The organism is Mycobacterium sp. E1386 (assembly GCF_001672745.1).
GTDB lineage: Bacteria > Actinomycetota > Actinomycetes > Mycobacteriales > Mycobacteriaceae > Mycobacterium.
The window spans coordinates 52,457-64,661 of the sequence record NZ_LZKH01000205.1; the positions used below are offsets into that span (position 1 = coordinate 52,457).

Annotated in this window: 11 protein-coding genes; 10 read left to right on the forward strand and 1 reads right to left on the reverse strand. The window is 67.6% G+C overall.

Annotated features, from left to right (window positions below):
* Positions 1–15 precede the first annotated feature (15 nt).
* The 8 genes from A5709_RS20725 (at position 16) to A5709_RS20760 (ending at position 9,636) form a co-directional block, all read left to right on the forward strand.
* The gene (locus A5709_RS20725; RefSeq protein WP_068122049.1) at positions 16–1,029 is read left to right on the forward strand and encodes a methionine synthase; all 1,014 of its coding nucleotides are present in this window, start codon (positions 16–18) and stop codon (positions 1,027–1,029) included.
* Between the two features lie 67 nt (positions 1,030–1,096).
* Positions 1,097–1,579: an SRPBCC family protein gene (locus A5709_RS20730; protein WP_068122053.1), complete on the forward strand. Its 483-nt coding sequence runs from the start codon at positions 1,097–1,099 to the stop codon at positions 1,577–1,579.
* Positions 1,576–1,899, forward strand: a complete 324-nt coding sequence (locus A5709_RS20735; protein ID WP_068122054.1) for a helix-turn-helix transcriptional regulator — start codon at positions 1,576–1,578, stop codon at positions 1,897–1,899. Before A5709_RS20730 ends, A5709_RS20735 begins: the two co-directional genes overlap by 4 nt.
* A gap of 36 nt (positions 1,900–1,935) precedes the next feature.
* The gene (gene ligA, locus A5709_RS20740) at positions 1,936–4,017 is read left to right on the forward strand and encodes an NAD-dependent DNA ligase LigA (protein ID WP_068122057.1); all 2,082 of its coding nucleotides are present in this window, start codon (positions 1,936–1,938) and stop codon (positions 4,015–4,017) included.
* A gap of 76 nt (positions 4,018–4,093) precedes the next feature.
* The gene (locus tag A5709_RS20745) at positions 4,094–4,690 is read left to right on the forward strand and encodes a TetR/AcrR family transcriptional regulator (protein WP_067948380.1); all 597 of its coding nucleotides are present in this window, start codon (positions 4,094–4,096) and stop codon (positions 4,688–4,690) included.
* A gap of 159 nt (positions 4,691–4,849) precedes the next feature.
* A complete protein-coding gene (locus tag A5709_RS20750; protein ID WP_197501106.1) occupies positions 4,850–5,296 on the forward strand; it encodes an MmpS family transport accessory protein in 447 nt (148 codons plus the stop codon).
* A gap of 7 nt (positions 5,297–5,303) precedes the next feature.
* On the forward strand, positions 5,304–8,213 hold the full coding sequence (locus tag A5709_RS20755) for an RND family transporter (RefSeq protein WP_068122060.1): 2,910 nt from the start codon (positions 5,304–5,306) through the stop codon (positions 8,211–8,213).
* 178 nt (positions 8,214–8,391) lie between these two features.
* On the forward strand, positions 8,392–9,636 hold the full coding sequence (locus A5709_RS20760; RefSeq protein ID WP_068122062.1) for a glycosyltransferase: 1,245 nt from the start codon (positions 8,392–8,394) through the stop codon (positions 9,634–9,636).
* Between the two features lie 7 nt (positions 9,637–9,643).
* Here A5709_RS20760 and A5709_RS20765 read toward each other — a convergent pair whose 3' ends face one another.
* A complete protein-coding gene (locus tag A5709_RS20765; RefSeq protein ID WP_156673434.1) occupies positions 9,644–10,300 on the reverse strand; it encodes an amino acid-binding protein in 657 nt (218 codons plus the stop codon).
* A 95-nt stretch (positions 10,301–10,395) separates the two neighbouring features.
* Between A5709_RS20765 and gatC the strand changes: the two genes are divergently transcribed.
* Positions 10,396–10,695, forward strand: a complete 300-nt coding sequence (gene gatC, locus A5709_RS20770; RefSeq protein ID WP_068012395.1) for an Asp-tRNA(Asn)/Glu-tRNA(Gln) amidotransferase subunit GatC — start codon at positions 10,396–10,398, stop codon at positions 10,693–10,695.
* The gene (gatA, locus tag A5709_RS20775; RefSeq protein WP_068122065.1) at positions 10,692–12,173 is read left to right on the forward strand and encodes an Asp-tRNA(Asn)/Glu-tRNA(Gln) amidotransferase subunit GatA; all 1,482 of its coding nucleotides are present in this window, start codon (positions 10,692–10,694) and stop codon (positions 12,171–12,173) included. The genes gatC and gatA overlap by 4 nt, the downstream gene beginning before the upstream one ends.
* The last annotated feature ends 32 nt before the right edge of the window (positions 12,174–12,205 follow it).

Genomic DNA, 12,205 nt, shown 5'->3' on the forward strand with positions numbered 1-12,205 from the left:
AATACGGTTGGGCGGGTGAGTGTTTTCGCGAGCGGCAGCGGCATCGGGTCGTGGCCCGGGATCAAGCCCCGGGAGGCCGCCGAGGTCGTCGTCGGTGAGCTGGCCGGCGGGCTGCCCCACATCGTCGAGCTGCCCGCCCGCGGAGTGGGCGCCGACATGCTCGGCCGGGCCGGCGCGCTGCTGATCGATGTGGCCATCGACATCGTGCCGCGCGGCTATCGAGTTGCCTCCCGGCCCGGCGCCGTCACCCGCCGCGCCGTCAGCCTCCTCGACGAGGACATGGACGCGCTGGAAGAGGCCTGGGAGGTGGCCGGCCTGGGTGGCGGCGACCGCGTGCTCAAGGTGCAGGCTCCCGGGCCGATCACGCTGGCCGCCGAGCTCGAGCTGGCCAATGGCCACCGGGCGATCACCGACCCCGGCGCCGTGCGCGATCTGGCGGCGTCGTTGGCCGAAGGTGTCGCCGGCCACCGCGCGGCGCTGGCCCGCCGCCTTGAAACGCCGGTGGTGGTGCAGTTCGACGAGCCGTCGCTGCCCAGGGCATTGGGCGGGCGGCTGGGCGGTGTGACGGCGTTGAGCCCGGTGGCGCCGCTCGACGAAGCGGTGGCCGTCGCCCTGCTCGACACCTGTGTCGCCACCGTCGGAGGCGAGGTTCTGTTGCACAGTTGCGCCCCGGAGCTGCCGTGGAAGATGTTGCAGGACAGCAGCTTTGATGCGGTCTCGGTGGACGCCAACACGTTGGTCGCGGCGGATCTCGACGGTATCGCCGGATTCGTCGAATCGGGCCGCACGGTCATGCTGGGAGTAATCGCCGCCAGCGCACCGCCGCGGCGGCCGTCGGCCGAAGAGGTGGCCACCGCGCTGGTCGCGGTGACGGATCGGCTCGGCTTCGCTCGCTCGGCGCTGCGCGACCGCATCGGCGTAACGCCGGCGTGTGGCCTGGCCGGTGCGACGCCCGAGTGGGCCCGCCTGGCGATCGGGCTGGCCCGCCAGGCGGCCGAGGCTTTCGCCGAGGATCCCGACGCCATCTGAAACGCAACCAGAAAGTTGCGCTTTTGGCGGTGGCGTGCTGGACTCATAGGCAACCAGGAGGTTGCGTATGAGGATCGAGAAGAGCGTGCTGTTGCGCGCACCGTTGGAGCGGGTATGGCGGGCCATCAGCGACGCCGACGAATTCGGCCGCTGGTTCGGCGTCCGCTTCGACGGGCCGTTCGTCGCCGGGACGTCGGTCGCCGCGGTGATCAGCCCGACCACGGTCGACGACGAGGTCGCCAAGCGGCAGGAGCCGCACGCGGGGGTGAAAAGCACCTGGCACATCGTCGCGGTCGAGCCGCAACGGCGGTTCGCCTATCGCTGGCACCCCTTCGCCGTCGACCCCGACGTCGATTACGGGCGAGAGCCGACCACGCTGGTCGAGTTCACCTTGGCGGAGGCACCCGATGGCGTGCTGCTCACCATCACCGAATCCGGATTCGAGGACATTCCCGAAGCGCGCCGCCCGTCCTCGTTCAAGGCCAACGCCGAGGGGTGGGCTATGCAGGCGGGCCTGGTGCGCAGGTATGTGGAAGAAGTCCGCGAATGAGCGGGCGCGCCGCCGTGGGCGCGCCGCTCTTCGACGCCCTCGGTGATCCGAACCGGCTGCGCATCATCGTGCGGCTGTGCGATCTGGGCCCGAGCTCGACATCGCAGCTCACCGGCGCCATTCCGGTCACCCGGCAGGCCGCCAGCAAGCACCTGCAGCTGCTGGAGTCGGCGGGTTTGGTGATCAGCAGCAAGCGGGGTCGCGAGCGCGTCTGGACGGTGCGGACGGCCCCCCTGGCCCAGGCCAGTGACTACCTCACCGCGTTGTCGCGCCGGTGGGATGCGGCGGTGGACCGGCTGCGGGCATACGTCGAGGACTGAGTCGGGAGTGTCGGAGTTCTCGGATAGCCTGCGAGGGTGAGCTCACCAGAAGCTGATTCGGTGGCGCCCGAGATCCGGCGGCAGTGGCAGGAACTCGCCGATGAAGTCCGCGAACACCAGTTCCGCTACTACATCAAGGACGCGCCGATCGTCTCCGACGCCGAATTCGACAAGATGTTCAACGACCTTGTCGCGCTGGAGGACCGTTACCCGGAGCTGCGGGTTCCGGATTCGCCGACGCAGCTGGTCGGCGGGGCCGGTTTTGCCACCGACTTCACCGAGGCCGAGCACCTCGAGCGAATGTTGAGCCTCGACGACGTGTTCGACCGCGACGAGCTGGTCGCGTGGAGCAACCGCGTCGAGAACGAGATCGGACGTGAGCCGCACTACTTGTGCGAACTCAAGATCGACGGGGTGGCGTTGTCGTTGGTGTACCGCCACGGCCGGCTGGAACGGGCCGCCACGCGCGGCGACGGCCGGGTCGGCGAGGACGTGACGCTCAATGCGCGCACCATCGACGACGTGCCCGAGCGGCTCACTGCCAGTGGGGATTTGCCGATTCCCGCCGTGCTCGAGGTGCGTGGCGAGGTCTTCTTCATGCTCGCCGATTTCGAGGCGCTCAACGCGAGCCTGGTCGAGGACGGCAAGGCGCCCTTCGCCAATCCGCGTAACAGCGCGGCCGGCTCGCTGCGCCAGAAGAATCCGGCGGTCACGGCCCGGCGCAAGCTGCGAATGATCTGTCACGGCATCGGCCGCACCGACGGGTTCGCGCCCAAGACGTTGCACGAGGCGTACACCGCGTTGAAAGCCTGGGGCCTGCCGGTGGCCGAAGAGACCGCGCGCGTGCGTGGCCTTGCCGCCGTGGAGGAGCGGATCGGGTATTGGGGTGAGCACCGCTATGACATCGACCACGAAATCGATGGCGTGGTGGTCAAAGTCGATGATTTTGCGCTGCAGCGCCGGCTGGGAACGACGTCGCGGGCGCCGCGCTGGGCGGTCGCGTATAAGTATCCGCCCCAGGAAGCACAGACCAAGCTGCTCGACATCCGGGTGAACGTCGGGCGCACCGGCCGCGTCACGCCTTTCGCGTTCATGACGCCGGTGAAGGTGGCCGGGTCGACCGTGGGGCTGGCCACGCTGCACAACGCCGCCGAGGTCAAGCGCAAGGGGGTGCTGATCGGCGACACGGTGATGATCCGCAAAGCGGGTGACGTGATCCCGGAGGTGCTCGGCCCCGTCGTCGACCTCCGGGACGGGTCCGAGCGCGAATTCGTCATGCCCACAACGTGTCCCGAATGTGGAACGACGCTGGCCCCCGCCAAGGAGGGCGACGCCGACATCCGGTGCCCCAATGCGCGGTCCTGCCCGGCGCAGCTGCGAGAGCGCGTCTTCCACGTCGCCGGCCGCGGAGCGCTCGACATCGAGGGGCTGGGCTATGAGGCGGCCATCGCGCTGCTGAAGGCCGGGGCGATCGCCGACGAGGGCGACCTGTTCACCCTCACCGAGGAAGACCTGTTGCGCACCGAGCTTTTCCGGACCAAGGCCGGCGCGTTGTCCGCCAACGGCAGGCGGTTGCTCGACAACTTGGACAAGGCGAAAACGGTGGCGCTGTGGCGGGTCCTGGTGGCGCTGTCGATCCGGCATGTCGGTCCGACCGCGGCGCGGGCACTGGCCACCGAATTCGGCAGCCTGGACGCGATCATGTCGGCTTCGACTGAGCAATTGGCGGCGGTCGAGGGTGTCGGACCGACGATCGCCGCCGCGCTCACCGAGTGGTTCACCGTCGACTGGCACCGCGCGATCGTCGACAAGTGGCGCGACGCGGGGGTGCGGATGGCCGACGAGCGCGACGCCAGCGTGCCCCGCACCCTGGAAGGGCTGACGATTGTCGTCACCGGTTCGCTGGCCGGTTTTTCGCGCGATGACGCCAAAGAGGCGATCATCGCGCGCGGGGGAAAGGCCGCCGGTTCGGTTTCAAAGAAGACCGACTTCGTCGTCGCCGGGGACGCACCGGGATCCAAGTACGACAAGGCGATCGAGCTGGGTGTGCCGGTCCTCGACGAGGACGGCTTCCGGAAGCTGTTGGCCGAGGGTCCGCCGGTAACACCGGGGGACTAGGCCGTTGAGGCGGTCGCTAGGGCGATTCCGGTCATAAAGTGGCCCGCATCGCCGTAGCGGTCCTATCGTGGGCGCTATGACGCAGACGGTCGAGGAGTGCACGCAGGCATCGCCGTGGTCACCCCGCGAGGCCGAGATATTGGCGGTGACCCTGCGGCTATTGCAGGAACACGGCTACGACCAGCTGACCGTTGAGGCCGTGGCCGGTGCCGCCCACGCCAGCAAGGCCACCGTGTACCGGCGGTGGCCTTCGAAGGCCGAATTGGTCCTGGCCGCCTTCACCGAAGGCGTTCGCCAGGTCGCGCTTCCGCCGAACACCGGCACGTTGCGAGGCGATCTGTTGAGTCTGGGGGAGACCTGCGGCCAGCACGGCACCGAGCACGCCAGCACCATTCGCGCGGTGATGGTCGAGGTGTCGCGGCACCCGGCGCTCAACGACGCTTTGCAGGAGCAATTCCTCAAGCAGCGCAAGGCGCTGATTCAGCATGTGCTGCACCAGGCCGTCGACCGCGGTGAGATCAGCGAGGACGTGATCACCGACGAACTCTGGGACCTGTTGCCGGGGTACCTCATCTTCCGGTCCATCATCCCCGGCCGGCCGCCCACCCGCCGCACCGTGCAGGCGCTCGTCGACGGGTTCCTCATCCCGGGTCTGACCAGAACCACCGCGTAACGCCGGGTTAATCCGCCGAGACGGAATGTGTACGCTCGCGTCTCTTGTACAGTACGGTCCCGTACCGTACTGTCATACCTGTCGATCACGCCCGTCCCGCCGGTTGTAAGCCGTCGGTTCGGGGGTGATGGTGTCGCCCGATGATCGAAAGGTGAACGGGTGAAGGGGATTTCGTTGGTTGCCCTCGTCAGGCGCGGGTGGATGGTGATGGTTGCGGTGCTGGTCGTCGTGCTCGCGGGCTTCGCCATCTATCGCTTGCACGGAATCTTCGGCTCCCAGAGCAGCGCCTCGGCCGACAGCAATCTGGCCAACGAGATCGTCCCGTTCAACCCCAAGCAGGTGGTGCTCGAGGTCTTCGGCAGGCCCGGCGCAACCGCGACCATCAACTACCTTGATGTCAACGCCCAGCCGCAGCAAGTGAAGGACGCCCCGTTGCCGTGGTCGTTCACGATCACCACGACGGAGCCCGCGGTCATCGGCAACGTCGTCGCGCAGGGCAACGGGGACAGCCTCGGCTGCCGCATCACCGTCAACGGGGAAGTGAAAGACCAACGCACCGTTGACAAAGCCGACGCCTACACCTTCTGCCTCGACAAGTCTGGATGAATTCCCGATGAGCAACCACGAACAGCCGCAGGCCCGCATCCCGCGCACCATCCGTCGCCTCGCATTGCCCATCCTGCTGTTCTGGGTGGCGCTGGCCGCCATCACCAACATCGCGGTGCCGCAGTTGGAAGAGGTTGGCAAGACGCACAATGTGGCGCTGAACTCGCCCGACGCCCCGTCGCTCAAGGCCATCAAGCGCATCGGTGAAAAGTTTCACGAGTTCGACACCGACAGCTCGGCCATGATCGTGCTGGAAGGCGACAAGCCGCTCGGCGCGGACGCGCACCGTTTCTACGACGAGATGGTCCGCCGGCTCGAGCAGGACAAAAAGCACGTCGAGCATGTCCAGGACTACTGGGGCGACACCTTGACCGCGGCGGGGTCGCAGAGCAGCGACGGCAAGGCCGCTTACGTTCAGGTGAACCTCGCCGGTAATCAGGGCTCGGCGCTGGCGAACGAGGGCGTCGGGGCGCTGCGGGACATCGTCGATCGCATGAAGCCGCCGCCCGGCGTCAAGACGTACGTGACCGGCGCGGCGCCCCTGATCTCCGACCAGTTCGACGTCGGCAGCAAGGGAACGGCCAAGGTCACGGCGATCACCATCGGCGTGATCGCCCTGATGCTGTTCTTCGTCTACCGTTCGGTGCTCACCACGCTGCTGGTGCTCGCCACGGTCCTGATCGAGATGTCGGCGGCGCGGGGACTGGTCGCGTTTCTCGGGAACGCGGGCGTCATCGGGCTGTCGACCTATGCGACGAATCTGTTGACGCTCTTGGTGATTGCCGCGGGCACCGACTACGCGATATTTTTCGTGGGCCGCTACCAGGAAGCGCGCGGAACCGGTGAAGACCGCGAAAAGGCTTTCTACACCATGTATCACGGCACGACCCATATCGTGCTGGGTTCCGGGCTGACCGTGGCCGGCGCGGTCGCCTGTCTGAGCTTCACCCGGCTGCCCTACTTCCAGAGTTTGGGTATCCCGGCCGCGCTTGGCATCCTGGTCGCACTCTGCGCCGCGCTCACCCTGGGGCCCGCGATCCTCACCCTGGGCGCCAGGGTGGGCATCTTCGACCCCAAGCGGGCGGTCAGAACCCGCGGCTGGCGGCGGATCGGCACCGCCATCGTCCGTTGGCCCGGTGCCGTTCTCGCCGCGGCCTGCGCGCTGGCCCTGGTGGGGCTGATCGCCTTGCCCGGATACAAGACCAGTTATGACACTCGTCCCTACATGCCTGCCAGCGCACCGGCCAACGTCGGCTACACGGCCGCCGAGAAGCATTTCTCGCGGGCCCGGCTGGAGCCCGAATTGCTCATGGTCGAAACCGATCACGACATGCGTAACCCGGAGAGCATGCTCATCCTGGACAAGGTCGCCAAGGCGGTATTTCACGTCCCCGGCGTCGCGCAGGTGCAGACCATCACCCGTCCGCTGGGCACCCCGCTGGTGCACAGCTCGCTGGCGTTCGTGGTCAGCAATTCCAGCGCGGCGCAGCAGGAAAACCTGACCTATCAACGGGATCGGGCCGAGGATGCCCTCAAGCAGGCCAACGAACTGAACAAAACGATCAACATCCTCAGGCAGCAGTACGAATTGCAGCAGCAGCTCGCCAACACCACCCACGACGAGACCCAAAGCTTCCACGACACTCTCGGCACCATTCAGGATCTGCGCGACAAGATCGCCAACTTCGACGATTTCTTCCGGCCGATCCGGAGTTACTTCTACTGGGAACGGCATTGCTTCGACATTCCCGCGTGCTTCGCTTTCCGATCACTCTTCGACGCGCTCGACGGCATTGACCAACTCACGGAAAAGTTCGAAGGCCTCACGGCCTCGCTCGACAAGCTCGACGCGCTGCAGCCGAAACTGGTGGCGCTCATACCTCCCCAGATTGACAGCCAGCAGACCAATCGCGATCTGACGCTGGCCAATTACGCCACGCTGTCCGGCATTTACGCGCAGACCGCGGCCGCGATCGACAATGCGACGGCGTTGGGGCGGGCGTTCGACGCCGCCAAGAACGACGACACCTTCTACCTGCCGCCCGATGTTTTCAACAACCCCGACTTCAAGCGCGGGCTGAAACTGTTCCTGTCGCCCGACGGCAAGGCCGCGCGCATGATCGTCACGCATGAAGGTGATCCCGCGACACCCGAGGGCATTTCGCACATCGATCCGATGGCCAAGGCCGCGCGCGAGGCCCTGAAGGGCACACCGATGGCGGGCGCGGGCATCTATCTCGGTGGGACCGCCTCGACATACAAGGACATCCAGGACGGCGCCAAGTACGACCTGATGATCGTGGCGTTCGCCGCGCTGAGTCTCATCCTGCTGATCATGATGATCATCACGCGCAGCCTGATCGCGGCGCTTGTCATCGTGGGCACCGTCGCGCTGTCGCTGGGTGCCTCGTTTGGGTTGTCGGTTCTGGTGTGGCAGTACCTCTTCGGCATCCAGTTGTACTGGGTCGTGCTCGCGCTTGCCGTGATCCTGCTGCTGGCGGTCGGATCCGACTACAACCTGCTGTTGATCTCGCGGTTCAAGGAAGAAATTCATGCCGGCCTGAACACCGGCATCATCCGCGCGATGGCGGGCTCCGGATCGGTGGTCACCTCGGCGGGCATCGTCTTCGCCGTCACCATGTGTGCGTTCGTGTTCAGCGGGTTTCAGGTTCTCGGTCAGATCGGCACGACGATCGGTCTCGGCCTGCTGTTCGACACGCTGATCGTGCGCTCATTCATGACGCCCTCCGTCGCGAAGATCCTCGGGCGGTGGTTCTGGTGGCCGCAGCGGGTGCGCCCGCGCCCGGCGAGCACGATGTTGCGGCCCTACGGTCCGCGGCCGGCGGTCCGACAGCTGCTGCTGTGGGACGACGACGACCATGCGGTGCTGGCGGGATCGAACTCGCACGTGCGCTGATTTAGCGCGGTCGCGACCGTCCCGGTGCCCACACCCTGTGGGTGCCGCCGGGTCGGTCAGTAGGATGCGTCCGACGACCGCTTGGTCTCCCTCGTGGCAGAGCGGGCGGGGCGATCGTGGTTGCCGACCAATCCGATGGGCAACCGTCACCCGGCTCAACTCTTCGCGAGGTTTTTCGATGCATGTCGCACTTTTCACCGATCTTCACCCCGACGGCCTCGGGGGGACGCAAGTTTCGGTGGCCACTCAGCGTCGTGCGCTCGAGCAGTGTGGGCACCGGGTCACGGTCTTCACGGCGCCCATGCCCGGCGCGGTCGACCCCGACCCCTGTGTCGTCGAATTGAAGCCGGTGCCCGTCATCGACCCGATCATGCGCAAATTGGGCAGGCACGAGGACTATGTTCTGGTCTGGCCCTCCAAGGCGAATCGCGCGATCATCGACGAGGCGTTCGCCGACCGCGGGCCCATCGATATCGTGCACACCCAGGGTGACCTGGGTGTGGCGATAGCCGGCGTGGAAGCCGCTCGGCGGCACGGTATTCCGGTGGTCCAGACCAAACACACCCGCTACGACACGTATTTCGAGCAAGCCACCCCGGCTCCGCTGTTCCTGGCGATTCTGGTCAGCCAGGTGCAGAAGCGGTACCTCGCACAGGAATTCCACCTGACCCCCGAAAAGGAAAGCGTGGCTTCGCGACTGGCGTGGCGGTTCATGGTGGCGAACGCGCAAGCCGTGGATCATCAGATCACGCCGACCCGGCATTTCGCGCAGTCGCTGGCCAGGCGCGGGGTAACGCGTCCAATATCGGCGATTTCCAACGGCTTTGACGACGACGTGGTCGACCGGGCCAGGACGTCCGTGGTCGCCGCCTTGTCGGACGACGAGCCGCTCCGCCTCGTCTGGTGCGGGCGCCTGTCCTCGGAGAAGCGGGCTCTCGAAGCGATCGAGGCCGTCGCCCAGGTCGACGACTGCACACTCGACATCTATGGGCAGGGACACCTCGAGGCGTCGATGCGGAAACTCATCCACTCGGCCGGACTCGCTCACCGCGTCCGCCTGCACGGTCGCGTCGACCGCGAAGCCTGCCTGGTCGCGATGGGGTCGAGCGACGCGCTGCTGTTCACCTCCTATGATTTCGACACCCAGGGCCTCGTCCTGCTCGAAGCGGTGGCCATGTCGTCGCCCGTCATCTACTGCGACCCGGCGCTGAGCGAAACCGTTCCCGAAGGCGGGGGCATCCTGGCGGCCGACCCGTCCCCGTCCGCACTGGCGGCGGCGATTCGTGCGCTCGCCTCGGACCGCGACCGGCTGCGGGAAATGTCCGGCGTCGCCACCGAACACCGGGACAGCGGCCGCCAATCCGTGCAAACCGAGAAGATCATCGCCATCTACAACAGCCTGCTGGACCCGGTGCCCGCCTAGCCTGGGCTCAGCGCAGCATGGTGGCGACGATTCCGGCCAGATAGCCCAGGCGAGCCACTTCCGATGGCCGGAATTCCGGGCCCGGGCGGCCCAGCACCACCGCCGTGTGCGGGTCGCCCAGCGGGGCGGCGACCATGGTGGTGTCCATGTCGCGCCACGACTGCGGCACCCACTCGCCGGCGCTGTCCAGCGTCGCGGCCCGTTCGATGGGCAGCCACGGGGCGGAATCCGCCCGCGTCTCCGGCGTACCCGGGCTGGAGGCCAGGCGCTGCAGCTCACCGCCCGCGCTGCGCAGCACGGTGCACCAGCTGACGCGCAGCACCCTGGGCGCCTCGTTGGCCAGCACCTGCAGCCGCGAGACCTTGTCGCCCGCCGCGGCGACGTGGTCGAGCAGTTCCAGCTCGCGATGCGCTTCCAACAGCCCGGTGTGCGGGCGCACGCTGTCCACCCGGACGCCCGAAAGCGACTCCGCGGCGGTGATCAGCGTGTCCGGCATCGCCCCCAGCGGGAGCTCGATCACCAGGTCGTCGATCGCATACCCCGAGCTGCGCTCGACCACGTCGAGCGACAAGATGTCGGCGCCCACCGAACCGAGCGCCACGGCCAGCGAGCCCAGGCTGCCCGGGCGGTCGACCAGCTCGATGCGCAACAGATACGACGGCACGGCCAACACTGTTACACAGCGATGCGGGGACTGCATTTCGCGCAGAGCCAACGGGCCTGAACCCGGCCGCATGCTCGCGGCTAGGCTTTCCTGTCGTGTCTCAGATCTCCCGCGACGAGGTGGCGCACCTGGCCCGGCTGTCCCGGCTGGCGCTGACCGATGGCGAGCTCGACAGCTTCGCCGGACAGCTCGATGCCATCCTGACCCACGTCAGCCAGGTGCAGGCGGTCGACGTCACCGGCGTCGAAGCGACCGGTAACCCGCTCAAGGACGTCAACGTGACCCGTCCGGACGAGCCGACCCCGTGCCTGACCCAGCGGGAGGCGCTGGCCGAGGCGCCCGAGGCCGCCGACGGCCGCTTCGCCGTGCCGCAGATCCTGGGAGACAGCGAGTGAACGACGTCATCCGCGCCGACGCCGCGACCCTGGCCGCCCGGATCGCCGCCAAGGAACTCTCGTCGGTCGAGGTCACCCAGGCATGCCTGGACCAGATCGCCGCGACCGACGACCGGTATCACGCATTCCTGCACGTGGCCGCCGACGAGGCGCTCGGCGCGGCAGCCGTCGTCGATGAGGCGGTGGCCGCGGGGGAGCGGCTGCCGTCGCCGCTGGCCGGGGTGCCGCTGGCGCTCAAGGACGTCTTCACCACCGTCGACATGCCCACCACCTGCGGCTCCAAGATCCTCGAAGGCTGGCGTTCGCCCTACGACGCCACCGTCACCATGCGGCTACGTGCCGCCGGCATCCCAATCCTCGGCAAGACCAACATGGATGAATTCGCGATGGGCTCGTCGACGGAGAACTCCGCCTACGGGCCCACCCGTAACCCGTGGAACCTCGACCGGGTTCCTGGCGGGTCCGGCGGGGGCAGCGCGGCGGCGTTGGCCGCATTCCAGGCGCCGCTGGCCATCGGATCCGACACCGGCGGCTCGATTCGGCAGCCGGCGGCGCTGACGGCGACGGTCGGTGTCAAACCGACCTACGGCACCGTGTCGCGCTACGGGCTGGTGGCGTGCGCGTCGTCGTTGGATCAGGGCGGCCCGTGCGCGCGCACGGTGTTGGACACCGCGCTGCTGCACCAGGTGATCGCCGGGCACGACCCCCGCGATTCCACGTCCGTCGACGCGGCGGTGCCCGATGTCGTCGGCGGAGCCAAGGCGGGCGCGGCCGGTGACCTCAAGGGCGTGCGCGTCGGGGTCGTGAAGCAGCTTCGCGGAGACGGCTACCAGCCGGGAGTGCTGGCCTCGTTCGAGGCCGCGGTCGGCCGGCTGAACGAACTGGGTGCCGAGGTGAGCGAAGTCGACTGCCCGCACTTCGAATACGCGCTGGCCGCCTACTACCTGATCTTGCCGTCGGAGGTGTCGAGCAACCTGGCCCGCTTCGACGCGATGCGCTACGGGCTGCGCGTCGGTGACGATGGGACGCACAGCGCGGAGGAAGTGATGGCGCTGACCCGGGCCGCCGGTTTCGGGCCGGAAGTCAAGCGACGCATCATGATCGGCACCTACGCGCTGTCGGCCGGTTACTACGACGCCTATTACAACCAGGCGCAGAAGGTACGCACTCTGATCGCCCGCGACCTCGACAAGGCGTACGAGTCCGTCGAGGTGGTCGTGTCGCCCGCGACCCCGACTACCGCTTTCGCGCTCGGCGAGAAGGTCGACGACCCGCTGGCGATGTACCTGTTCGACCTGTGCACGCTGCCGTTGAACCTGGCCGGCCACTGCGGCATGTCGGTGCCGTCGGGCTTGTCGCCCGACGACGGGCTGCCCGTCGGGCTGCAGATCATGGCGCCGGCGCTGGCCGACGACCGGCTGTACCGGGTGGGCGCCGCCTACGAGGCCGCCCGCGGCCCGCTGCCATCCGCCATCTGACCTTTCGTCGCCGTGCGAGTGGCGGGCAGGGC

What these genes read in the sequence shown, in the direction of transcription:
- A5709_RS20730 (WP_068122053.1), top strand. Translation starts at nt 1,097, where the DNA reads ATGAGGATCGAGAAGAGCGTGCTGTTGCGCGCACCGTTGGAGCGGGTA.
- A5709_RS20735 (WP_068122054.1), top strand. Translation starts at nt 1,576, where the DNA reads ATGAGCGGGCGCGCCGCCGTGGGCGCGCCGCTCTTCGACGCCCTCGGT.
- A5709_RS20745 (WP_067948380.1), top strand. Translation starts at nt 4,094, where the DNA reads ATGACGCAGACGGTCGAGGAGTGCACGCAGGCATCGCCGTGGTCACCC.
- A5709_RS20755 (WP_068122060.1), top strand. Translation starts at nt 5,304, where the DNA reads ATGAGCAACCACGAACAGCCGCAGGCCCGCATCCCGCGCACCATCCGT.
- A5709_RS20760 (WP_068122062.1), top strand. Translation starts at nt 8,392, where the DNA reads ATGCATGTCGCACTTTTCACCGATCTTCACCCCGACGGCCTCGGGGGG.